Origin of the sequence: Micromonospora reichwaldensis (assembly GCF_031845925.1) — a bacterium.
GTDB classification, from domain to species: domain Bacteria; phylum Actinomycetota; class Actinomycetes; order Mycobacteriales; family Micromonosporaceae; genus Micromonospora; species Micromonospora reichwaldensis.
In genome coordinates this window covers 42144-63011 of record NZ_JAVRFL010000036.1, presented here as the reverse complement: position 1 = coordinate 63011, position 20868 = coordinate 42144, and the positions used below count along the sequence as shown (strand labels likewise).

At 71.8% G+C, this 20868-nt stretch carries 21 protein-coding genes; 9 read left to right on the top strand and 12 right to left on the bottom strand.

Annotation, left to right across the window (positions count from 1 at the left end; translation table 11 throughout):
- Positions 1-2: 2 nt before the first annotated feature.
- From RM555_RS25105 to RM555_RS25095, 3 genes are read right to left on the bottom strand one after another with little or no spacing between them, the layout of a single operon-like run.
- The gene (locus RM555_RS25105; protein ID WP_311414042.1) at positions 3-1736 is read right to left on the bottom strand and encodes an ABC transporter ATP-binding protein; all 1734 of its coding nucleotides are present in this window, start codon (positions 1734-1736) and stop codon (positions 3-5) included.
- Positions 1730-2194: a MarR family winged helix-turn-helix transcriptional regulator gene (locus RM555_RS25100; protein WP_311414041.1), complete on the bottom strand. Its 465-nt coding sequence runs from the start codon at positions 2192-2194 to the stop codon at positions 1730-1732. Before RM555_RS25100 ends, RM555_RS25105 begins: the two co-directional genes overlap by 7 nt.
- Positions 2195-2219: 25 nt before the next feature.
- A complete protein-coding gene (locus tag RM555_RS25095; RefSeq protein ID WP_311414040.1) occupies positions 2220-2666 on the bottom strand; it encodes a DoxX family protein in 447 nt (148 codons plus the stop codon).
- Between the two features lie 83 nt (positions 2667-2749).
- Here RM555_RS25095 and RM555_RS25090 point away from each other — a divergent pair, with 83 nt between their 5' ends.
- Positions 2750-3319, top strand: a complete 570-nt coding sequence (locus RM555_RS25090) for a TetR/AcrR family transcriptional regulator (RefSeq protein ID WP_311414039.1) — start codon at positions 2750-2752, stop codon at positions 3317-3319.
- Positions 3320-3376: 57 nt separating this feature from the next.
- Here RM555_RS25090 and RM555_RS25085 read toward each other — a convergent pair whose 3' ends face one another.
- Positions 3377-4816: a GuaB1 family IMP dehydrogenase-related protein gene (locus tag RM555_RS25085; RefSeq protein WP_311414038.1), complete on the bottom strand. Its 1440-nt coding sequence runs from the start codon at positions 4814-4816 to the stop codon at positions 3377-3379.
- Between the two features lie 78 nt (positions 4817-4894).
- A complete protein-coding gene (locus tag RM555_RS25080; RefSeq protein ID WP_311414058.1) occupies positions 4895-5491 on the bottom strand; it encodes a LysE/ArgO family amino acid transporter in 597 nt (198 codons plus the stop codon).
- Between the two features lie 96 nt (positions 5492-5587).
- Here RM555_RS25080 and RM555_RS25075 point away from each other — a divergent pair, with 96 nt between their 5' ends.
- Positions 5588-6475: a LysR family transcriptional regulator ArgP gene (locus tag RM555_RS25075; RefSeq protein WP_311414037.1), complete on the top strand. Its 888-nt coding sequence runs from the start codon at positions 5588-5590 to the stop codon at positions 6473-6475.
- A 192-nt stretch (positions 6476-6667) separates the two neighbouring features.
- Here the strand turns inward: RM555_RS25075 and RM555_RS25070 are convergent, their stop codons facing one another.
- The gene (locus tag RM555_RS25070) at positions 6668-8419 is read right to left on the bottom strand and encodes an acetyl/propionyl/methylcrotonyl-CoA carboxylase subunit alpha (protein ID WP_311414036.1); all 1752 of its coding nucleotides are present in this window, start codon (positions 8417-8419) and stop codon (positions 6668-6670) included.
- A gap of 146 nt (positions 8420-8565) precedes the next feature.
- Here RM555_RS25070 and RM555_RS25065 point away from each other — a divergent pair, with 146 nt between their 5' ends.
- The 4 genes from RM555_RS25065 (at position 8566) to RM555_RS25050 (ending at position 12413) form a co-directional block, all read left to right on the top strand.
- Positions 8566-9177: a PadR family transcriptional regulator gene (locus tag RM555_RS25065; RefSeq protein ID WP_311414057.1), complete on the top strand. Its 612-nt coding sequence runs from the start codon at positions 8566-8568 to the stop codon at positions 9175-9177.
- Between the two features lie 131 nt (positions 9178-9308).
- Positions 9309-10268, top strand: coding sequence for an ATP-binding cassette domain-containing protein (locus RM555_RS25060; protein ID WP_132233310.1), 960 nt, complete (start codon positions 9309-9311; stop codon positions 10266-10268).
- A 20-nt stretch (positions 10269-10288) separates the two neighbouring features.
- The gene (locus RM555_RS25055) at positions 10289-11044 is read left to right on the top strand and encodes an ABC transporter permease (RefSeq protein WP_132233312.1); all 756 of its coding nucleotides are present in this window, start codon (positions 10289-10291) and stop codon (positions 11042-11044) included.
- Between the two features lie 121 nt (positions 11045-11165).
- Positions 11166-12413, top strand: coding sequence for an MFS transporter (locus tag RM555_RS25050; protein ID WP_311414035.1), 1248 nt, complete (start codon positions 11166-11168; stop codon positions 12411-12413).
- Positions 12414-12617: 204 nt separating this feature from the next.
- Here the strand turns inward: RM555_RS25050 and RM555_RS25045 are convergent, their stop codons facing one another.
- Positions 12618-13271 (bottom strand): O-methyltransferase, encoded by a 654-nt coding sequence (locus RM555_RS25045; protein WP_311414034.1) that lies wholly within the window; start codon positions 13269-13271, stop codon positions 12618-12620.
- 154 nt (positions 13272-13425) lie between these two features.
- On the opposite strand from RM555_RS25045, the gene RM555_RS25040 reads away from it, so the two are divergent.
- Positions 13426-14634: an RNA-guided endonuclease InsQ/TnpB family protein gene (locus RM555_RS25040; RefSeq protein WP_311414033.1), complete on the top strand. Its 1209-nt coding sequence runs from the start codon at positions 13426-13428 to the stop codon at positions 14632-14634.
- Positions 14635-14661: 27 nt separating this feature from the next.
- Here the strand turns inward: RM555_RS25040 and RM555_RS25035 are convergent, their stop codons facing one another.
- Both RM555_RS25035 and RM555_RS25030 read right to left on the bottom strand, forming a co-directional pair.
- Positions 14662-15318 (bottom strand): Maf family protein, encoded by a 657-nt coding sequence (locus tag RM555_RS25035; protein ID WP_311414032.1) that lies wholly within the window; start codon positions 15316-15318, stop codon positions 14662-14664.
- 88 nt (positions 15319-15406) lie between these two features.
- Positions 15407-16378, bottom strand: coding sequence for a S8 family serine peptidase (locus RM555_RS25030; protein WP_311414056.1), 972 nt, complete (start codon positions 16376-16378; stop codon positions 15407-15409).
- Between RM555_RS25030 and RM555_RS25025 the strand changes: the two genes are divergently transcribed.
- Positions 16268-16513, top strand: a complete 246-nt coding sequence (locus RM555_RS25025) for a hypothetical protein (RefSeq protein ID WP_311414060.1) — start codon at positions 16268-16270, stop codon at positions 16511-16513. The genes RM555_RS25030 and RM555_RS25025 overlap by 111 nt on opposite strands.
- A gap of 68 nt (positions 16514-16581) precedes the next feature.
- Here RM555_RS25025 and RM555_RS25020 read toward each other — a convergent pair whose 3' ends face one another.
- The 3 genes from RM555_RS25020 to RM555_RS25010 all read right to left on the bottom strand — a co-directional run bounded on the left by RM555_RS25020 (position 16582) and on the right by RM555_RS25010 (position 18811).
- On the bottom strand, positions 16582-17982 hold the full coding sequence (locus RM555_RS25020) for a hypothetical protein (protein WP_311414031.1): 1401 nt from the start codon (positions 17980-17982) through the stop codon (positions 16582-16584).
- Positions 17979-18458 (bottom strand): hypothetical protein, encoded by a 480-nt coding sequence (locus tag RM555_RS25015; RefSeq protein WP_311414030.1) that lies wholly within the window; start codon positions 18456-18458, stop codon positions 17979-17981. The genes RM555_RS25020 and RM555_RS25015 overlap by 4 nt, the downstream gene beginning before the upstream one ends.
- Positions 18459-18601: 143 nt before the next feature.
- On the bottom strand, positions 18602-18811 hold the full coding sequence (locus RM555_RS25010) for an acyl-CoA carboxylase epsilon subunit (RefSeq protein ID WP_311414029.1): 210 nt from the start codon (positions 18809-18811) through the stop codon (positions 18602-18604).
- A 92-nt stretch (positions 18812-18903) separates the two neighbouring features.
- On the opposite strand from RM555_RS25010, the gene RM555_RS25005 reads away from it, so the two are divergent.
- Positions 18904-20838: a serine/threonine-protein kinase gene (locus RM555_RS25005; RefSeq protein ID WP_311414028.1), complete on the top strand. Its 1935-nt coding sequence runs from the start codon at positions 18904-18906 to the stop codon at positions 20836-20838.
- The last annotated feature ends 30 nt before the right edge of the window (positions 20839-20868 follow it).

Genomic DNA, 20868 nt, shown 5'->3' with positions numbered 1-20868 from the left:
GCTCACGCGACCACCTCCGTGGTGTTCTGCGACGCCACGATCTCGGCGTAGGTCGGGCAGGTGAGTAGTAGCTCGTCGTGTCGGCCGATCCCGACCACGCCCCCGTTCTCGAGCACGACGATCTGGTCGGCGCCGACGATGGTGGAGACCCGCTGCGCCACGATCACCACGGCGGCGTCCGCGGTGACGGGGCGCAGCGCCGCCCGCAGCCGCGCGTCCGTGCCGAGGTCGAGCGCGGAGAACGAGTCGTCGAAGAGGTAGATCTCCGGCCGCCGGACCAGGGCCCGCGCGATGGCCAGCCGCTGCCGTTGCCCGCCCGAGACGTTCGTGCCGCCCTGCGCGATCGGCGCCGCCAGCCCCTCGGGCATCGCCTCGACGAAGTCCCGCGCCTGGGCGATCTCCAGCGCGTCCCAGAGTTCCGCGTCGGTCGCGTCCGGGTTGCCGTAGCGCAGGTTGCTGGCCACGGTCCCGGTGAACAGGTACGGCCGCTGCGGCACCAGCCCGATGCGGCGCCACAGCTCGTCCGGCGCCAGCTCCCGCACGTCGACGCCGTCGACCAGCACCGCGCCGGCGGTCGCGTCGACCAGTCGGGGCACGAGCGACAGCAGGGTGGTCTTGCCCGCGCCGGTGCTGCCGATGACCGCCGTCGTCGTCCCCGGCGTCACCCGGAACGACACGTTGCGCAGCACGGGCTCGGCCGCCCCCGGGTACTGGAACGCGACGTCGCGCAGCTCCAGCTCGCCGTGGCTCGTCACCTCGGTCACCGGGCGGGCGGCGGGCACCACGGAGGAGTCGGTGTCGAGCACCTCGACGATCCGTTCGGCGCAGACCGCCGCCCGCGGCACCATCATCAGCATGAAGGTGGCCATCATGACGGCCATCAGGATCTGCATCAGGTACTGGAGGAAGGCGGTGAGGGCGCCGACCTGGATCGCCCCGGCGTCCACCCGCTCGGCGCCGAACCAGAGCACCGCGACGCTGGAGACGTTGAGCACCAGCATCACCACCGGGAAGATCAACGCCATCAGGCGGCCGATCCGCAGGGCGGTCGCGGTGAGGTCGGCGTTCGCCGTGGCGAAGCGATCCGTCTCGTACGGCTCCCGGACGAACGCCCGCACCACCCGGATGCCGGTGATCTGCTCGCGCAGCACCCGGTTGACCGTGTCGATGCGGGTCTGCATGAGCCGGAAGCCCGGCACCATCCGCCGGATGATCAGCCACAGGGCGACGGCCAGCACCGGCACGCTGACGAGCATCAGCCAGGAGAGCCCGACGTCCTCGCGCAGCGCCATCACCACGCCGCCGACGCTCATGATGGGCACGGCGACGAGCATCGTGCAGCTCATCAGCACGAGCATCTGCACCTGCTGCACGTCGTTGGTGTTGCGGGTGATCAGCGAGGGCGCGCCGAACCGGGCGACCTCGCGGGCGGAGAAGCGGTTGACGTGCCCGAAGATCGACGATCGGACGTCCCGGCCGAAGGCCATCGCCGTGCGCGCGCCGAGGTAGACGGCCGCCACCGAGCAGACGATCTGGATCAGGCTGACCGCGAGCATCCAGCCGCCGGTGCGCATGATGTAGCGGGTGTCGCCCCGGGCCACGCCCAGGTCGATGATGTCGGCGTTGAGGCTGGGCAGGTAGAGCGACGCCATGGTGCCGACGAACTGGAGCAGCACCACGGCGGCCAGCGGCCGGTGGTACGGGCGAAGGTGCGTACGCAGCAGCCGGGTCAGCACGCCGGGCTCCCTTCCGGGGTGCCGTGGTCGCCGTTGCCGATGACCTCGAGGAGGAACTCGCGGATCACCGCCGCCTTCGCCGGGTCGGCGTCGACCGAGGTCAGCGGCTGCCCGGAGCGGATCATGGCGGTCAGCGCGTCGATCCGGGCGCGGCCGGCCGGGGTGATCGCGATCTTGACGCTGCGCCGGTCGGCCTCGTCGCGCTGCCGCTCGACGAGGCCGTCGCGTTCGAGGGTGTCGACGATGCCGGTCAGGGTGGCAGGCCGGACGAAACAGTGCTCGGCGACCGCGCGGTGCGCCAGTTCGCCGTGCTCGGCGAGGGTCATCAGAGCGACCATCCCGGCCTGGGTGAGGCCGTGCGCCTCGGCCAGGTAGCGGTTCCACCGCTGTCCGGTGACGTGCCCGGCGACCACGAGCAGTCGCGCTATCGGCACGTCCCGTAGCGTCATCAGTTCCATGGACGGCAGATTAGCGCCCTGAACGTCAGGCCCCAAACGAAATAGCGACCGCCACTCCGACGAAGAGGATCTGCTCCGCCGTGCGTGGGCCGAGGGGGGTCGCCGGGCGGCCGGCCAGGGTCAGCCCGCGCCGCACCGCCGAGACGTTCGCCGGGAACATGGCCAGCATCAGCAGGGCCAGGCCGGCCGCGGTCCAGCGGGCGGTCGCCGGCACCAGCAGCCCGACCGCGCCCACCAGCTCCAGCGCGCCGGTGACGGTGACCAGCAGGTCGGGCCGGGGCAGGCGCGGCGGCACCATCGCGATCATGTCGGCCCGGTAGGCGGGGGCGAAGTGCGCGACGCCGGTCACCACGAACATCAGCGCCAGGCCCACCCGCAGCGCCGGATGCCAGCCGTCGAGGGCGGCCACGCCGGCCAGCCCGGCCAGCCGGGCGAGCGCGGTGCCGGCCACGAGTGCGATCAACGGAGCCATCGGTACCTCCTCGGTCGGAACTTGTCGGCGACAAGATTGCCTCCGGAAGTGTCATCTTGTCAATGGCAAGATATGATGGCGGCATGACCGGAACGCGCGGCTACCACCACGGCGACCTGCGTCGCGCCCTGCTCGCGGCGGCGGTGCAGGTGATCGAGGAGTCGGGCCCGGCGGCGCTGAGCCTGCGCGACCTGGCCCGCCGGGCGGGCGTCTCGCACGCCGCCCCGGCCCACCACTTCGGCGACAAGGCCGGGCTGCTCACCGCCCTCGCCACCGAGGGCTTCCACCTGCTGGCCGAGGCGCTGCACGGCGTCGGCGGCGAACTGCTCGACCGGGGCGTCGCGTACGTCGACTTCGCGGTCCGCCACCGCGCGCACTTCGAGGTGATGTTCCGTCCGGACCTCTACCGGGCCGACGCGAAGGAGCTGGTGGCGGCCCGCCAGCGCGCCGGGGCCGCGCTGCACTCGGGCGTCGCCGGGCTGTCCGAGCGACGCCCGACGGCGGAGGATCCGCAGGGCGACGCGCTCGCGGCCTGGTCCATCGTGCACGGCTTCGCCACGCTCTGGATCTCGGGCGCGCTGCCGCCCCGCGTCGGCGACGACCCCCGGAAGGCGGCCCGCGAGGTGATCCACCGCCTCTTCCCGCAGCCCTGACGGCCACCGGCGGGCAGCGTCAGCCGGCTGCGGCGCGGCCCGGGGGTGGCGGCGGGGTCACCAGCTGGTGGGCAGCGGCATCCCCTCGGTGTAGCCGGCCGTGCTCTGCACGCCGACCAGGGCCCGCTCGTGGAATTCCGCGAGGTCGCGGGCGCCCGCGTAGGTGAAGGCGCTCCGCACCCCCGCGATGATCTCGTCGATCAGGTCCTCCACGCCCGGGCGGGCCGGGTCCAGGTACATCCGCGCAGAGGAGATGCCCTCCTCGAAGACCGCCTTGCGGGCCCGGTCGTACGCGCTGTCGTCGGCCGTCCGCGCGCTGACCGCCCGCGCCGAGGCCATGCCAAAGCTCTCCTTGTAACGCCGGCCGTCGGCGTCGGTGTAGAGGTCGCCGGGGGACTCGTAGGTGCCGGCGAACCAGGAGCCGATCATCACGTTCGAGGCCCCGGCGGCCAGCGCCAGCGCCACGTCGCGCGGGTGTCGCACGCCGCCGTCGGCCCAGACGTGCCGGCCGAGCTGCCGGGCCGCCGCGGCGCAGTCGAGCACGGCGGAGAACTGCGGCCGGCCCACCCCGGTCATCATCCGGGTGGTACACATCGCGCCCGGACCGACGCCGACCTTGACGATGTCGGCCCCCGCCCGCACGAGGTCGCGTACGCCCTCGGCGGTCACCACGTTGCCCGCCGCGACCGGGACCGCCGGGTCCAGCGCACGGACCGCCCGCAGGGCGGTGATCATGCGTTCCTGGTGGCCGTGCGCGGTGTCCACCACCAGCGTGTCCACCCCGGCCTCCAACAGCGCCGCCGCCTTGCCGGTCACGTCGCCGTTGATGCCCACGGCGGCGGCGATCCGCAGCCGGCCCCGGTCGTCCACCGCTGGCCGGTAGAGGGTCGCCCGCAGCGCGCCCTGCCGGGTCAGCACCCCGACCAGGCGTCCCTCGGCGTCGACCGCCGGGGCCAACCGGCGCCGCCCCGCCGAGAGCCGCTCGAAGCCGGTACGCGGATCCGCGTCCGCCGGCACGGTGTGCAGCTCCGTGGACATCACGTGCCGGAGCTGGGCGAAGCGGTCCACGCTGACCGTGTCGGCCTCGGTCACCACGCCCACCGGCCGGCTCTCCTCGTCGATCACCACCACGGCGCCGTGCGACCGCTTCGGCAGCAGGTGGATCGCGTCGCCGACGGTGTCGGTCGGGCCCAGCGTGATCGCCGTGTCGTGCACCAGGTGCCGCCGCTTGACCCAGGCGACGACGTTCGCCACCACCTCGATCGGGATGTCCTGCGGGATGACCGCGATCGCGCCGCGCCGGGCGACCGTCTCGGCCATCCGGCGGCCGGACACCGCCGTCATGTTCGACACGACCAGCGGGATGGTGGTGCCCGTGCCGTCGGTGGTGGCCAGGTCGACGTCGAGCCGCGAACCCACCTCGGAACGGACGGGCGCCATGAAGACGTCGTTGTAGGTCAGGTCGTGCGCGGGGACCGCGCCGTGAAGGAACCGCACGTCGCCCATCATTCCCGCCCGCCGGCGCCCGCGCCCCGGGTGGTCGCCGAAAACACCCCGACCGGCAGGTGCGCGTCGTCAGTCGAGCAGCAGGGTGGCCGCGACCGCCACCATCACGACGGCCACCGTCCCGTCGATCACCCGCCAGGCCGCGGGGCGGGCCAGCACGGGCGCGAGCCGGTGGGCGGCGGCGCCCAGGACCGTGAACCAGACCGCGCTGGCCAGCACGGCGCCCGCGCCGAAGACCCAGTGGTGCGGGTGCTGGCGGGCCACCCCGCCGAGCAGGAGGACGGTGTCGAGGTACACGTGCGGGTTGAGGTAGGTGAACGCGAGGCAGGCCAGCAGCGTCGCCCCGAGCGTGGCCGGCGGCCGGTCGGCGGGGGAGAGCGCGCCGGGACGCAGCGCGCGGCGGGCGGCCAGCGCGGCGTACCCGAGCAGGAACGCGGCGCCGAGCCACCGGACGGCGGTGAGCGCGGTGGGGTGCTCCGCCGTCGCGCCGCCCATGCCGGCGATGCCGAGCGCGATGAGCAGCGCGTCGGACGCGGCGCAGACGGCGACGACCGGCAGGACGTGCTCGCGGCGCAGGCCCTGCCGCAGGACGAAGGCGTTCTGCGCGCCGATGGCGGCGATCAGCGCGATGGCGAGGGAGAAGCCGGCGGCGGCGGAGCCGGCCACGGAGCTGCTGAGGATGTCGGGCACGAGCCGAGGCTACGAGCCCCGCGTGATGCAGCCCAGCTAAAGATTCTCATGCCGGATAAGCTCTGCTTCAGAATGCTGGACACCACGCAGCTCCGGACCTTCGCCGCGGTGGTCCGCGAGGGCAGCTTCGAGGCGGCGGCGCGGTCCCTGCACGTCACCCCCTCGGCCGTCAGCCAGCGGCTCAAGGCGCTGGAACAGTCCGTCGGTCAGGTGCTCGTCCAGCGGACGAAGCCGTGCCGGGCCACCGACGCGGGCCGTCCGCTGCTGCGGCTCGCCGGGCAGGTGGCCCTGCTGGAACGGGAGGCGCTGGACGCCGCCCGGCCCGCTCTCGGTGGTCCCGCGCCCACCAGAGTGACGGTCGTGGCGAACGGGGACTCGCTGGGCACCTGGTTCGTCGGCGCGCTGGCGCGACTGCCCACCGGGCTGGCGCTGCTGTTCGACGTCCGCCGGGACGACGAGGACCACACGGCGGAGCTGATCCGCGACGGCACGGCGATGGCGGCCGTGACCGCGCAGCGCGAGGCCGTGCAGGGCTGCCGGGTGGAGCGGCTGGGTGCCATGCGGTACGTCGCCCTCGCCGAGACCGGCTTCGCCGCCCGCCACTTCCCCGACGGTCTCACCGAGTCCGCCCTGGCGTCGGCGCCGATGATGGCGTTCGACCGCAAGGACCAGCTCCAGCAGCGGTTCGCCCGCACCGTCACCCGGCGGCGACTCGACCCGCCGGTCCACTACGTCCCGTCCTTCGACGGCTTCAACGAGGCGGTGCGGCTCGGGCTCGGCTGGGGGATGGTCCCGGAGCGGATCGCCCGCGCCGACATCGCCGCCGGACGCTGCGTCGACCTCGGCGCCGGACGCCACCTTGACCGCCCGTTGTACTGGCAGCACTGGCGGGTGGACTCCGCCACCCTGGACGCGCTGACGGCCGCCGTCCGGGCGGTGGCCGGCGCCGAACTGCGCTGACCGCCCGGCGGGCCGGCGCCACGCCCTGTCCGGCGGGCTGCTGCCACACCGGGGGCGTGTCCGTCCTGCCGCGCCGCGCCGCGCTACGCCGTGCCGAGCCGAGCTGTGCCGTGCCGCGCCGAGCCGTGCTGCGCCGTTAGGAAGGGCACCTTCCTATACCGGAAACGTTAGGAAGGTGCCCTTCCTTACACCTCAGGCGATGGTGCAGATCGCCGCGCCGGCGGTGATGACGGCGCCGACCTCGGCCGCGAGGCCGCTGACGGTGCCCGCCTTGTGGGCGTGCAGCGGCTGCTCCATCTTCATCGCCTCCAGCACCACGACAAGGTCACCCTCGGCCACGGTGTCGCCGTCGGCGACCGCGATCTTGACGATGGTGCCCTGCATCGGGGAGGTGAGCGCGTCGCCGCTGACCGCGACGCCGGCCTTGGCCCCGCCGCCCCGGCGGGCCGGCTTGCGCGCGGCGGGCGCGGCGGTGGCCGTACCCCCGCCGAGGCCGGCGGGGAGGCTGACCTCCAGCCGCTTGCCCCCGACCTCCACCACGACGGTCTCGCGCTCGGCCGGCGCCTCGGCGGGGCCGGCGGCGGCGGTGAACGGCGTGACGGTGTTGTCGAACTCGGTCTCGATCCACCGGGTGTGCACGGTGAAGGGCTCGGCGGTGAACGCCTCGTCCCGGACCACCAGCCGGTGGAACGGCAGCGCGGTGGCCATGCCCTCGACGACCATCTCGTCGAGGGCGCGGCGGGCGCGCTCCAGCGCCTCGGTACGCGTCTCGCCCGTGATGATCACCTTGGCCAGCAGCGAGTCGAAGTTGCCGCCGATCACGTCGCCGGCGGAGATGCCGGTGTCGACCCGGACGCCGGGGCCGGTGGGCAGCCGCAGCGCGGTGACCGTGCCGGGGGCGGGCAGGAAGTTGCGGCCCGGGTCCTCGCCGTTGATCCGGAACTCGATCGAGTGCCCGCGCGGCGTCGGGTCCTCGGTGAACCGCAGCTTCTCGCCGTCGGCGATCCGGAACTGCTCGCGGACCAGGTCGATGCCGGCGGTCTCCTCGGTGACCGGGTGCTCGACCTGGAGTCGGGTGTTGACCTCCAGGAAGGAGATGGTGCCGTCGGCGCCGACCAGGTATTCCACCGTGCCGGCGCCGTGGTAGCCCGCCTCGCGGCAGATGGCCTTGGCGCTGTCGTGGATCTGGGCGCGCTGCGCGTCGGTGAGGAACGGCGCGGGTGCCTCCTCGACCAGCTTCTGGTGGCGGCGCTGGAGCGAGCAGTCCCGGGTGCCGACCACGATCACATTGCCGTGCCGGTCGGCCAGCACCTGCGCCTCGACGTGGCGAGGCTTGTCCAGGTAGCGCTCGACGAAGCACTCGCCCCGGCCGAACGCGGCGACCGCCTCGCGGGTGGCCGACTCGAACAGGTGCGGGATCTCCTCCATGGTGCGGGCCACCTTGAGCCCGCGCCCGCCGCCGCCGAAGGCGGCCTTGATGGCGACCGGCAGGCCGTGGTCGACGGCGAACGCCAACACCTCGTCGGGGCCGCCGACCGGGTCGGGGGTGCCGGGCACCAGGGGAGCGCCGGCGCGCTGGGCGATGTGCCGGGCCGTGACCTTGTCGCCGAGGTCCCGGATCGCCTGCGGGGTGGGGCCGATCCAGGTCAGCCCGGCGTCGATGACGGCCTGGGCGAAGTCGGCGTTCTCGGAGAGGAAGCCGTAGCCGGGGTGGACCGCGTCGGCGTCGGCCTTCGCGGCGATCTCCAGCAGCTTGTCGATCCGCAGGTACGTGTCGGTGGCGGTGTCCCCGCCGAGCGCGTACGCCTCGTCGGCCAGCGTGGCGTGCAGGGCGTCCCGGTCGGAGTCCGCGTAGACGGCGACGCTGCCGAGGCCGGCGTCGCGACAGGCACGGATGACGCGGACGGCGATCTCGCCGCGGTTGGCGATGAGTACCTTGCGCACCTTGCTGGCTCCTCCCGGAGGGTCACTGACCGGGAGTGTATCGGCCACCGAGGCGGCCCTAACGATCGCTCAGTGTGGGATGCCGCACTGTTCACCGCGCCCTAGTCAAATTTGCTTATTACGCTCATCCGGTGTCTGCCACGCGAATGATGATCCTCGGCCTGGTGCGCTGGATGCAGCCCGTGCACGGCTACGACGTGCGCCGCGAGCTGCTCAGTTGGAGCGCCGACAGGTGGGCGAACGTGCAGCCCGGATCGATCTACCACGCCCTGCGCAAGCTGACCCAGGAAGGGCTGTTGCGCGAGGTGGCCACCGAACAGGTGGGCGCCCGTCCGGCCCGCACCACGTACGAGGTGACGCCGAAGGGCGAGGAGGAGTTCGAGTCGCTGCTGCGCGGCCTGTGGTGGCAGCTGCACGAGCCGCCGGATCCGTTCGCGGCGGCGTTCTCCTTCCTGCCCGCGATGCCGCGCGAGGAGGCGGCGGCCGCCCTGCGCAACCGGGCGAACCTGCTGCGGGCCGGTGTCGAGTGGATGCGTACGTCGTTGAGTTCTGGCTGGATGCGTTCGACCAAGCCGGTGCACGTGGGGTGGATGTTCGAACTCTGGACCGCCCGCTCCGAGGCGGAGATCTCCTGGTGCGAGCAGATCGCGGAACGGATCGAGTCGGGGGTGTCGTACCTGCCCGAGGGGCTGGAGCGGGCGCAGGGCTGGGAGGGCTGGGAGGAGCAGTTGCCGCCCCGGCCGACGGAGGGCGAATAATCAACGTTGACCAAAAGAGCTATATCGCGTTAGCCTGCCCGGGGCGCCACGGGGGAAGCATGCCGTCCGGCGTCGTCTCCGAGGGACAGACAGGTGGCCGGTGGCACCGGCCCGGACGACCAGGAGCAGACATGATCGAGACCAGAGGGTTGCGGAAGTCGTTCCGCTCCCGAGAGGGTCGCCAGACGAAGACCGTCGACGCGGTGCGCGGCGTCGACCTGAAGGTCACCGAGGGGGAGATCTTCGGTTTCCTCGGCCCCAACGGCGCCGGCAAGACCACCACCCTGCGGATGCTGGCCACGCTCATCGAGCCGGACGGCGGCGAGGCGACCGTCGCCGGGGCCGACCTGCGCAAGGACCCGGCCGAGGTGCGCCGCCGCATCGGCTACGTCGCCCAGGGCGGCAGCACCTGGGACGAGTCCACCGCCCGGGAGGAACTCGTCCTGCACGCCCGGATGTACGGCATCGGCAAGGCCGACGCGCACCGGCGGGCCGCCCGCGCCCTCGACGCCTTCCAGCTCACCGAGTACGCCGACCGCAAGTGCAAGACCTACTCCGGCGGTCAGCGCCGGCGGGTGGAGATCGCCCTCGGCATCATCCACGAGCCGAGCATCGTCTTCCTGGACGAGCCGACGACCGGTCTCGACCCGCAGAGCCGGGCGCACATGTGGGACGAGATCCGCCGGCTGCGGGGCGACGGCATGACCGTCTTCATCACCACCCACTACCTGGAGGAGGCCGACGCGCTCTGCGACCGGATCGCGATCATGGATCACGGCGAGGTGGTCGCGGAGGGCACCCCGACGGAGCTGAAGCGCGAGATCTCCGGCGACGTCGTGCTGGTCGGGCTCGACGCGGCGGCCACCCCGCAGGCCGCGCAACTGCTCGACGGCGAGCCGTACGTCAACAAGCTGGAGACCGCCGAGGAGGGCGGGCTACGGCTCTACGTCGACGAGGGCGCCACCGCCATCCCGCAGATCCTGCGCCGCGTCGACACCGCCGGCCTCGGGCTCAGGTCCATCGAGCTGCACCGGCCCAGCCTCGACGACGTCTTCCTCACCAAGACCGGCCGCTCGCTGCGCGAGTCCTGATCCCGACCGGAGAGATCCCAATGAAACTCGCCCGTGACACCTGGCTGATCTTCCAGCGCCAGCTCCAGCTGCTGCTGCGCAACCCCGTCTGGGTCTTCGTCGGCGTCTTCCAGCCGGTGATGTACCTGCTGCTCTTCGCCCCGCTGCTCAAGCCGGCGCTGAACGCGCCCACCCAGGCGGAGGCCTACAAGATCTTCGTACCCGGCCTGCTGGTGCTGCTGGCCATCTTCGGCGGCCTGTTCCAGGGCTTCGGGTTGATCGCCGAGCTGCGCGCCGGGGTCATCGAACGCTCCCGGGTCACCCCGGTCAGCCGCCTCGCCCTGCTGCTCGGCCGCTCGCTGCGCGACGTGGTGTCGCTCATCGTGCAGGCGGTCATCATCACCCTGCTCGCGCTCCTGTTCGACCTGCGCGTCTCCCTCGTCGACCTGCTGCTGGCGTACCTCATGCTCGCCCTGATCGCGCTGATGACCTCGGCCGTCTCCTACGGCATCGCGCTCAAGGTCAAGAGCGAGGACGCGTTGGCCCCCCTGATGAACACCGTGGCCCAGCCCGTGCTGCTGCTCTCCGGCATCCTGCTGCCGCTGACCTTCGCCCCCGGCTGGCTCCAGGGCATCGCCGAGTGGAACCCGTTCTCCTGGGCGGTCGACGGCACCCGGGCCCTCTTCGCCGGCCAGCTCGGCGACGACAAGGTCTGGCAGGGCCTCGGCATCATCGCGCTCCTCGCCGCCGCCGGCGTCGTCTGGGCCGCCCGCCAGTTCGCCCGCAGCGTCCGCTGAGGTGTAAGGAAGGGCACCTTCCTAACGCCTGCGGTAGAGGAAGGTGCCCTTCCTAACGCCGGGGGAGAGTTGCCTCTCACCACGGGCGGAGCGCCGGCCCGACGCTTGTAGCGTGAGGCCGGTGCCCCGCCTGACCCGTGACCGGCTCACCTGGCTGACCTACGCCCAGCTGGGGCTGTGGGGCTTCTTCCTCTACGGCTTCGGGCCGGTCGTGCCGCTGCTCCGCGACGAACAGGGCACCTCGGCCGCCGTCGCCAGCCTGCACAGCACCGGCATCGCCGTCGGCGCGCTGGCCGGCGGGGCGCTCTTCGCACCCCTGGCCCGCCGCCTCGGCCGGGGCCGGGCGATCTGGATCGGGCTGGCCGGCGTGGCGGCCGGCGTCGCCGCCCTGGGCGTCGTCCGCGCCCTGCCCGCCACGATCACCGCCGTAGCCGTGATCGCCACCTTCGGCATGCTGGTGATCAGCGGCGTGTCCGTGGTGCTCACCGACCGGCACGGCGCCGGCGCGCCAGCGGCGCTGACCGAGGCCAATGCCGTCTGCGCCGGCGCCGGCATCCTCGCCCCGCTGGTCATCGGTGCCAGCGTCGACGCAGGATGGGGCTGGCGACCGGCGATGGCCGTCGAGGTCGGCCTGATCGCGCTGGTCGCGCTCGCCGCCGTGACCTTTCGCGTACGCCTGCCGCAGCCTGCTCCCGCTGCCGCGGCTCCCGGCTCTCCGGCTCCCGGGTCTTCGGCTTCCGGCGGGGTCGCCTCGGTGGCCGGCGCCCACGGGGCCGGTCGACGCCTGCCGGTGGCGTACTGGATCGCCTGGGTGTTGATGGCGGTCACCGGCTCGATCGAGGTCTGCCTGTCGCTCTGGACGGCCGACGTGCTCCGCTCGCACGCCGGGATGGCGGCCGGCGGCGCCTCGGCCGCCGTCGCCGCGATCGTCTGCGGCATGTTCGTGGGCCGACTCGCCGGGGGGCGTCTCGCCCTGCGGTACCGGCCCGTGCCGCTGCTGCTGGTCGCGCTGGGCGTGTCGCTGGCCGGGTTCGCGCTCTTCTGGATCGCGCCGGTCGGCTGGCTCGCCGTCACCGGCCTGGTCGTCCTCGGCCTCGGTAACGCCCTGCACTACCCGCTGGCGATCTCGATCGCGCTCGCCGTCGCCGGGCCGGCCGCGGACCGGGCGGCCGGCTATGCGTCGTACTCGATGGGGGTGGGCTTCGGGATCGCGCCGGTCGCGCTCGGCTGGGTGGCCGACGGCGTCGGACCGCACCTGGCCTTCCTGCTGCTGCCGGCCTTCATCGCGGCGGCTGCGCTGCTCGCCGCCCGCCTGGGCCGCGCCCTGCGCCCGGCCCCCGTCGACCTCCGATCCCCGACCCCCGTCTGACGCCAGCGCCCCTCGCGGATCTTGGATCTCCGGCGGATCTTGCGTCCTCCGGCGGTTCTTGCATCTCCCGTGGATCTTGGGTTCCGGTGGATATTGCGTCCCGGTGGACCTTGGGTTCCGGTGGAGCTTGGGTCCCGCTGGATCTTGGTAGGAAACGGCCCCTGGAGGGGCGGTTTCCTACCAAGATCGCGATGAGGTGGGGCGTCAGTGCACTCGGGCCAGGGTGAGGCCATCGGCGATCGGGAGCATCACCGCGTCGACGCGGACGTCGGCGAGCACCTCGTCGTTGAACGCCGCGATGGCCCGGTCGTCGGCGTTCTGCGGGGCGATCACCCGGCCACCGCGCAGCACGTTGTCGACCGCGATCACCCCGCCAGGACGCATCCGGGGCACCAGCTCCGCCCAGTAGACCGGGTAGCCGGTCTTGTCGGCGTCGATGAACGCGAAGTCCAGGTGGCGCTCGTGAGGCAGCTCGCGCAGCGTGTCGCCGGCCGGGCCGATGCGCAGCTCGATCCGGTCGTCCACGCCGGCGCGGGCCCAGTACCGCCGGGCGATCCCGGTGAACTTCTCAGAAATGTCGAAGCAGGTCAGCCGCCCGCCCTCGGACAGCCCACGGGCGATCGCCAGCGACGAGAGGCCGGTGAACGTGCCCACCTCGACGGCCTGCCGCACTCCGAGCAGCCGGGTGAGGAAGGTCAGGAAGGCGGCCTGCTCCGGTGCGACCTGCATCTGCGCGTCGTTCGGCAGAGCCGCGCGGGTCTCCTCGGCCAGGTCCCGCATGATCTCGTCCGGCGGCGCACCGTGCTCGACCAGGTACGCGTGCAGTTCCGACGTGAGCGGGATCGACTTGGTGGTCATCGAAAACCTCCGTGGAACCCCTGGCTTTAGCCGTGGGGAGGGAACGGAACTCTTGCAGAGCGGGACAGGAAAGGCCGATCCGCGGCCAAGGAGGATGGGTGTCCACCCGCATGTCACCGTAAAGCTTACTGGCTATCTTGCTAGGCTGTGAGCCATGGCCAGGGCTGTGAAGCGGGCGTTCAGGTTCCGCTTCTACCCGAGCTCCGAGCAGGCTTGCGAGCTTGCCCGCACGTTCGGCTGTGTCCGGCTGGTCTACAACATGGCATTGCAGGCCCGCACTGAGGCGTGGACGCTGCGCCAGGAACGGGTCAACTACAACACCACGTCGGCGATGTTGACCGCGTGGAAGAAAACCGACGACCTGGCGTTCCTCAACGAGGTGTCGTCCGTGCCGTTGCAGCAGACGCTGCGGCACCTGCAAGTCGCGTTCACGAACTTCTTCGCCAAGCGCGCCCGGTACCCGAGCTTCAAGAGCAAGAAGAAGTCGCGCCGGTCGGCGGAGTACACCACCAGCGGGTTCCGCTACCGCGACGGCCAGTTGACGCTGGCGAAGATGGCCGAGCCGCTGGATATCGTGTGGTCCCGGCCGCTTCCCGAGGGCGCGGCGCCGTCCACGGTGACCGTGTCGCAGGACGCGGCCGGTCGCTGGTTCGTGTCGCTGCTGTGCGACGACCGGATCGAGCAGGCTCCGGCGCCGAGCCCGGCCGTCGGGGTCGATGCCGGCCTGGACAGCCTGCTCACGCTGTCCACCGGCGAGAAAGTCGTCAACCCGAAGCACGAACGCCGCGACCGAGCCGCACTCGCCAAGGCGCAGCGGAACCTGTCCAAGAAGGAGAAGGGCTCCGCGAACCGGGCCAAGGCCCGGCTCAAGGTCGCCCGCGTGCACGCTCGGATCGCCGACCGCAGGCGGGACCATCTGCACAAGTTGACCACTCGGCTTGTTCGTGAGAACCAAACGATCGTCGTCGAGGACCTGACCGTGCGCAACATGGTCACAAACCACAGCCTGGCTCGCGCCGTCAGCGACGCGGCTTGGCGGCAGTTCCGCACCCTGCTCGAATACAAGGCCGACTGGCACGGCCGCAACCTCGTTGTTGTGGACCGCTGGTTCCCGTCGTCCAAACTGTGCTCGGTGTGCGGTGCGCTCGCGCAGCGGATGCCGCTGAACATGCGGTCGTGGACCTGCCGATGCGGGCAGACCCACGACCGCGACGTCAACGCGGCCCGCAACATTCTCGCGGAGGGGCTCTCCGTGATTGCCTGTGGAGGCGGTGTAAGACCCCAACGGACGAACGTCCGGACGGGGCGGCCGTCGGTGAAGCAGGAAACCCAGCGGGCGACCGCTGGAATCCCCCGCCTCTAGGCGTGGGAAGGAAGTCAAGAACGGACGCTAACCGAGCGGCTCGACCGTCTGGTTGCCGGGCGCGACCTTCGTCCACAAATCTGTGAGCCGCAGGTCCAACTCGGCGAGAAGGCGGCGCAGCATCGGCAGGCTGAGCCCGATCACCGTGCTCGGATCACCCTCGATCCGCTCCACGAAGGGCCCGCCCAGGCCGTCGATCGTGAAGGCACCCGCCACGGCCAGCGGCTCGCCCGTACCCACGTACGTGGCGATCTCGTCGTCGTCTATGTCGGCGAAGTGCACGACGGTGGAGGCGACCGCCTCGGCCCGCCGCCCGGCCTCGACGTCGATCAGGCAGTGCCCGCTGTGCAGCACGCCGCTGCGCCCGCGCATCCGCTCCCAGCGCCGGGTGGCGTCGGCCGCGTCGGTCGGCTTGCCGAAGATCTCCCCGTCGAAGGCCAGCACCGAGTCGCACCCGATCACCAACGTCCGCTGGTCGTCGGCCGGCCGCAGCCGGGTGAGTACCGCCTGCGCCTTCATCCGGGCCAGTTCCAGGCAGAGATCCTCGGCCCGCTCCGTGACCACGAGGGACTCGTCGACGCCGCTGACCAGCACGTCCGTTTCGATCCCGGCGGCCTGGAGAATCTTGCGGCGGGCAGGGCTGGCGGAGGCGAGCACGAGGCGGAGCGGCAAGGACTTGGACACGTCGCCGACGTTACCGGCTGACCGGGACGACGACGTCTCGGGTGGGACGTGTCGGCCCTTCCTCGCCCGTCTCCGACTTCCGGGTTGCTCAGCGACTGATGCGGGGCGGCGGGTCGTCGCCCCGACGACGCCGACGGGCGATGAACGTCCACGCGCCGCCGGCCGCCACGATCACGCCGAGGGTGACCAGGCCACGGGCCGTCGCCGCACCGTTCCCGTCGCCCGCCGGCTCCGCTACCGCCGTCGTGGTCGAGGGGGTGTGGGCCGGCACGCTCGCCGTCGCCGATCCGAAACCCAGCGGCGGTACGTCAGCCGTCAACGCCGCCACCAGGTCGATGATCCCGTGGCCGTACTCGTCGTCCCGTCCCGGCGGGCCCTTGTCGATCGCTGTGGCGGTGAGCCTGTGCGCCACCTCGGAGGCGGGCAGGTACGGGTACTTGGATCTGATCAGTGCTGCCGCTCCCGCAACGATGGCAGTGGAGTCCGAGGTTCCTGTCCCTTTCCGGTATTTGCCGTCCACACTCGTGCTGTATATGTCAACAGCAGGTGCTACCAAATCCACCTCGGGGCCAGCAACCGAGACAGCGGCAAGGCGGCCGGTTCGGTCGATCCCGCCCACTGCAATTACGCCGGGGTGAGAGGCGGGGAAGCCGACTCGTTCGCTAAGTGGCTTGTTGCCTGCTCCGGCGACAACAACAATGTCCGCACGGAGCGCGGCTTCGACTGCCGAAAATAACCGGCTATCTGCCGCTCCTGCTGCTGAGATGCTGATTACCTCGACATTCTTAGTAATTGCGAAGTTGATCGCATCTGCCAATTGATGGCTGGTGCCCTCCTGGTTGTTTATTTTTACCCGTATGGGCAGGATCTTTGCCCTTGGTGCGATGCCGAGGGCGCCCTTGCTGCCGGTGTTTCCATGGGCAGCGATTAGTCCTGCCATGCCCGTTCCATGGCTGTCTTGGTCTTGCGTGCCGTCGCCGCTACCTCCAGCAACGAAATCTGTGCCTCGCCGCAGATTACTGGCAAGATCGGGATGCGGGTAAACACCGGTGTCTGGCACCGCGACGGTTACGCCTTCGCCTTGATTGATCCGGTGCGCTTCGGCAATTTTGAGGAAGCTCAGATGCCACTGATCCCCCCGGATTCGGTCGCGGCCGTGCAGATCTGGAGCGGTGCGGATGGACCAAGCATGTGAGATGGTCGATGGCGGGAGCGCTGCCGTAAGACTAACCAGCGCCAAGATGGCTTGAATGGCCCTAGTTTTCAACGGTTAAAGCCAATAGCCGGACCTGGGTCGATGGGGCCATCTTCGTCCGGAGGGCGGACTACCGGGCTTACGCCTTGGTCCACTTCCCATGGGTGGTCCGGATCCCAGCGTCGCGTCTCCTTGTCGCTGCCGTCGTATCGCCCCGACCGGCCCGGCATCCCGCCTGCGCGGGCAGTGCCCATGCCGGGTGCTCCACCGATTGGCGGTATACCCTGCACCGCGCTGAAGTTGCGGCCAGCCCCAGGGCGGGAGCCTGCGCCCCCGGTCGGAGCGGTGCCTGCGCCCCCGCCACCGATCACTCCACCAATCGGGTTAACCCGACGTTGTTGTGCACCGCTGCCGCTCGATGGGCCAAATCCCATTCCGGGGGTTCCGCCGATCAGACCACCTGGTGGCATGGGCCGGGGCGATGCCGGTGGCGTGGCAGGCGGGAGCCCCGGAATGGCTCCGTTGACCGGCCGGCCGCTAGGGCCAGGCTGACCGATCGGCAATCCAGAGATCCCGTGTCCAGGCCGCACGCCTGGCGGCATCGCAGGCATTGGTCCACTGCCGGAGCCGGTGGGGAGGCCGGGTGGAGTTGCACCTGGCATCGCGGGATTGATCGGAGAAGGCGCTAGACCGGGTTTGACCCCGCCGAGGACAGGCCCGACGTTACGGGTGGTTGGTGCGGAGATCTGTCGCGTGTTCGTGGTCGGCCGGGCAACGGACGAAGTACTCGAACTTGACAACGGCACGGGAACGACGGGAGGAATTACCGGAGCGGCAGAGCTGGCGCCTCCGTAGATGTCGGGGTTGTGCTGGTCTATGCCAGGTGAAGGCTTAGGCCTAGGTGGTGGTTGGCGGAGCATTACTCGGGCGTGTTGGAGTTCGCCGCTGAGGCCGTACATGATGCCGCGCGCCTGGACGTTGAGGCGTTCGAGATCGGCGTCCGTCACCGGGCGGTCGGGGACCCGGCTGCCCATGGCCGCCTTCGGGTCGGCGAGCGTCGCGTCGTACGTCTGCTTCTCCTGGACCTTGACGGCGTACGTCTCGTAGATCTTCTTCAGTTCGGTGCGGGTGGCGCTGATGGCCTGCGTGGCGGCGGAGAGCGCGGTGTAGTTGGCGCTGGCGGCGTCGTGCGTGCGCTGCACCTTGTCGATGAGCCCGTCCAGTTCGCGGACGTAGGCCCGGGCCGCCTCGTTGGTCTCCGGGGGCCATGCCTCGGCGAGCCCCTTGCGGTATTCCTGGAGCCGGCTCAGGTGCATCCGGGCGAGGTCGCAGATCTTGCGCCAGCCGGCGACCTGCTTCCAGTGGTTGGTGGTGTCGTGGTCCTGGAGGCAGGCCCACATGCTGGCGACGTCCATCAGCCGCCAGTCGGTGAGGGCGGACGTGCGGCCACCGGTGCCCCGTTCGATCATGGCAGCACCACCCGGCCCTGTCCCTGTCCCTGATCCGGCGCGGGTGCCGGCCCGGTGGGATCGGGCAGCATCGGCGGCGCGCCCCGAGGCGCCGTGGGGGCCGGGTGGGCGAGGGCCCGCTCGATGTCGGTCACGCGCGCGGCGGCGAAGGCGTCGGACCCGGTGTAGCGGGTGGCGACGGTGCCGGCGGCGACGGCCAGGTGGCCGGTGACGTCGCGGACGCCCCAGACCATGTCGGCGGTGGCCTGCTGGGTCTCGTGGTGCGCGCGCAGGAAGTCGACCAGCTCGATGAACGCGTCGGCCGGGTTGGGCACCGGGGCTGTGAGGTCCGCGGCGATGTACGACAGGTGGGGGGCGTAGTTGCGTTCCACCTCGGCCTGGAGCTTGTCGGCGAACTCGCGGAGCTGGCGGATGTCGGCCTCGATGCCGCCGTAGCCGCGGAGCCAGGACGCTGGACCGTCCTCCTCGGGGATCATCGGCCCTCCCTGCCCGTCACTGCGTCGTTTCCCTGAGTGAGGTTAATAGGTCCCCGGGGGTGTCGGCAGCCCCGCCCCGGCACACACCGGCTGCCCCGCGGGTGTGCAGGGGCGCCGAGCTGCGGTGATCCGTGCGGAAAAGGTCAGCGGGGCAGGCCGGACGCCCGCCAGGCGCCGGGGCCGGCGACCGCCGCGGCGACGGGCCGGCCGGAGCGCGCCCAGGCGGACGCGGCGACCGGAGGGGGCGCGGCGGCCGGGCGGGACCGTACGACGATCGCGCCCACCAGCGCGGCCAGTTCCTCGGCGGTGGGGACCCCACGGACGACCCGGAACAGCGGCTCTTCGGCAGACATGGCGTCAGCGTACGCGTCGGAGAGGTTGAGCTGAACCGCACAGTGGCGTGCCGGCGGTGTGAGCGTCGTCGGCTCCGGGTACCGTCTGGGCGATGTCGAACGCGCTGCCCCAACTCGTCGCTGACCGATACCGGCTTCTCTCGCCGCTCGGTCAGGGCGGCATGGGTCGGGTGTGGAAGGCGCGCGACGAGGTGCTGCACCGGGACGTGGCGATCAAGGAGCTCGTCCCGCCGCCCAGCCTCACCGACGAGGAGCGCCGCGAGATGCGGGAACGCTCGCTGCGTGAGGCCCGGGCCATCGCCCGGCTCAACCACATCAACGTGGTCCGCATCTTCGACGTGCTGCGCACCGACGGCGACCCGTGGATCGTCATGGAGTACGTGCCGTCGAAGTCGTTGCAGGACACGCTCGCCGAGGACGGCCCGGTGACGCCGGCGCGTGCCGTGGAGATCGGCCTGGGCGTGCTGGCCGCGCTGAAGTCGGCGCACAAGGCCGGCGTGATGCACCGCGACGTCAAGCCCGGCAACGTGCTGCTCGGCGACGACGGCCGGGTGGTGCTGACCGATTTCGGCCTCGCCACGATTCCCGGCGACCCCAACGTGACCCGCACGGGCATGGTGCTCGGGTCGCCCGCGTACATCTCGCCGGAGCGGGCCCGCGAGGGCACCGCCGGTCCGGAGGCCGACCTCTGGTCGCTGGGCGCCACCCTCTACGCGGCGGTCGAGGGCAAGTCGCCGTACGCGCGACCGTCGGCCATCGCCACCCTGGCGGCGCTCGCCACCGAGCCGATGCCGCCGCCGAAGAACGCCGGGCCGCTCAAGCCGGTGCTCAACGGCCTGCTGCGCAAGGACCCGAACGAGCGGATCACCGCCGAGGTGGCGGAGAAGTTGCTGCGCCGCGCCGGCGGCAAGCGCACCCGCACGATCCCGCTGCTCGACGGCGTACGCCGGCCGGGGCCGAACGGTCCGCGTGAGCCGCGCCCGCCGCTGGTGCCGGCGCCGCGACCGGCCGAGGGTGGGCCCGACAAGCCGGTCAGCCCGCCGGCGCCGCGCGCGCCGCTGGCGGCGGCCGCCGCCGGTGCCGCCGCGGCGTCCACCGCCGAGGACGCGACAGCGGCGGTCTCCTCGGACTCCGTGCCGACCGCCAAGGTCGGATCCTCCACCTCGGACACGGCCCCGACGGCGAAGGTCGACCCGCCGAAGCCCGCGCTCGACGACACGAAGGCCGAGCCGGTGGTCCCGGCGCCCGGCAGGCCGGCGAATCCCACCTCGGTGATGCCCGCGCCGGTCAGCCCGCCGTCCGGCCGGGCGACGGTCGTGGCGTCCAGCGGTACGAAGCCGAACAACACCCGGCGCAACGTGCTGATCGGCGTGCTGGTGGCGCTGCTGCTGATCGGCCTGGTGGTGGTCGTGCCGATGCTGACCAGCGGCGACGGTGGGGACGGCGGCGGCAGCCCGCAGGCCGACCCGACCGGCGCGGCGACCTCGCAGGGGCAGCCGCCGCAGTCCTCCGCGCCGGCCCCGCCCACAAGCGCCGCGCCGAGCCCGACGCCGTCGGCCACCCCGTCGCCGACGCCGGACGCGCTGCCGGCGGGCTGGAAGCTGCACAAGGACCCGGGCGGCTTCACGGTGCCGATCCCCGCGAACTGGGTGCGCCGCAACGCCGGAGCGAACACCGTCGTCTTCGACGAGCCCGGCGGGCCGGGCGAACTGCTGGTGCAGTGGACGTCCAGCCCGAAGTCGGACGCCTACGCCGACTGGAAGGGGGCCGAACCGGCCCGCAAGAACTACGTGAACAACTACCAGTATCTGAGCATCAAGCGCTGCGACTACTGGAAGACCTGCGCGGACTGGGAGTGGCTGGAGACCCGCGACGGCACGCGGATCCACGTCCGCAACCGGGGCTTCGTCACGGCCAAGAACCGGGGCTATGCCCTGCGCTGGGAGGTCGCCGCGAAGGACTGGCAGGCCAACCTGGCCAACTTCGACCGGATCGCCAAGGGCTTCGTGCCCGACCGCAAGGACTGACCCGCGGGATTCGCGCCCGTTGCGAGATCG

Bases quoted from the DNA above. Each gene is read 5' to 3' on its own strand.
- RM555_RS25040 (WP_311414033.1), top strand. From the start codon at position 13,426: ATGGCCAGGGCTGTGAAGCGGGCGTTCAGGTTCCGCTTCTACCCGAGC.
- RM555_RS25045 (WP_311414034.1), bottom strand. From the start codon at position 13,271: ATGACCACCAAGTCGATCCCGCTCACGTCGGAACTGCACGCGTACCTG.
- RM555_RS25010 (WP_311414029.1), bottom strand. From the start codon at position 18,811: ATGTCTGCCGAAGAGCCGCTGTTCCGGGTCGTCCGTGGGGTCCCCACC.
- RM555_RS25015 (WP_311414030.1), bottom strand. From the start codon at position 18,458: ATGATCCCCGAGGAGGACGGTCCAGCGTCCTGGCTCCGCGGCTACGGC.
- RM555_RS25090 (WP_311414039.1), top strand. From the start codon at position 2,750: ATGACCGGAACGCGCGGCTACCACCACGGCGACCTGCGTCGCGCCCTG.
- RM555_RS25100 (WP_311414041.1), bottom strand. From the start codon at position 2,194: ATGGAACTGATGACGCTACGGGACGTGCCGATAGCGCGACTGCTCGTG.
- RM555_RS25060 (WP_132233310.1), top strand. From the start codon at position 9,309: ATGATCGAGACCAGAGGGTTGCGGAAGTCGTTCCGCTCCCGAGAGGGT.
- RM555_RS25005 (WP_311414028.1), top strand. From the start codon at position 18,904: ATGTCGAACGCGCTGCCCCAACTCGTCGCTGACCGATACCGGCTTCTC.
- RM555_RS25025 (WP_311414060.1), top strand. From the start codon at position 16,268: ATGGCTGTCTTGGTCTTGCGTGCCGTCGCCGCTACCTCCAGCAACGAA.
- RM555_RS25065 (WP_311414057.1), top strand. From the start codon at position 8,566: ATGATGATCCTCGGCCTGGTGCGCTGGATGCAGCCCGTGCACGGCTAC.
- RM555_RS25055 (WP_132233312.1), top strand. From the start codon at position 10,289: ATGAAACTCGCCCGTGACACCTGGCTGATCTTCCAGCGCCAGCTCCAG.
- RM555_RS25095 (WP_311414040.1), bottom strand. From the start codon at position 2,666: ATGGCTCCGTTGATCGCACTCGTGGCCGGCACCGCGCTCGCCCGGCTG.
- RM555_RS25075 (WP_311414037.1), top strand. From the start codon at position 5,588: ATGCTGGACACCACGCAGCTCCGGACCTTCGCCGCGGTGGTCCGCGAG.
- RM555_RS25020 (WP_311414031.1), bottom strand. From the start codon at position 17,982: ATGATCGAACGGGGCACCGGTGGCCGCACGTCCGCCCTCACCGACTGG.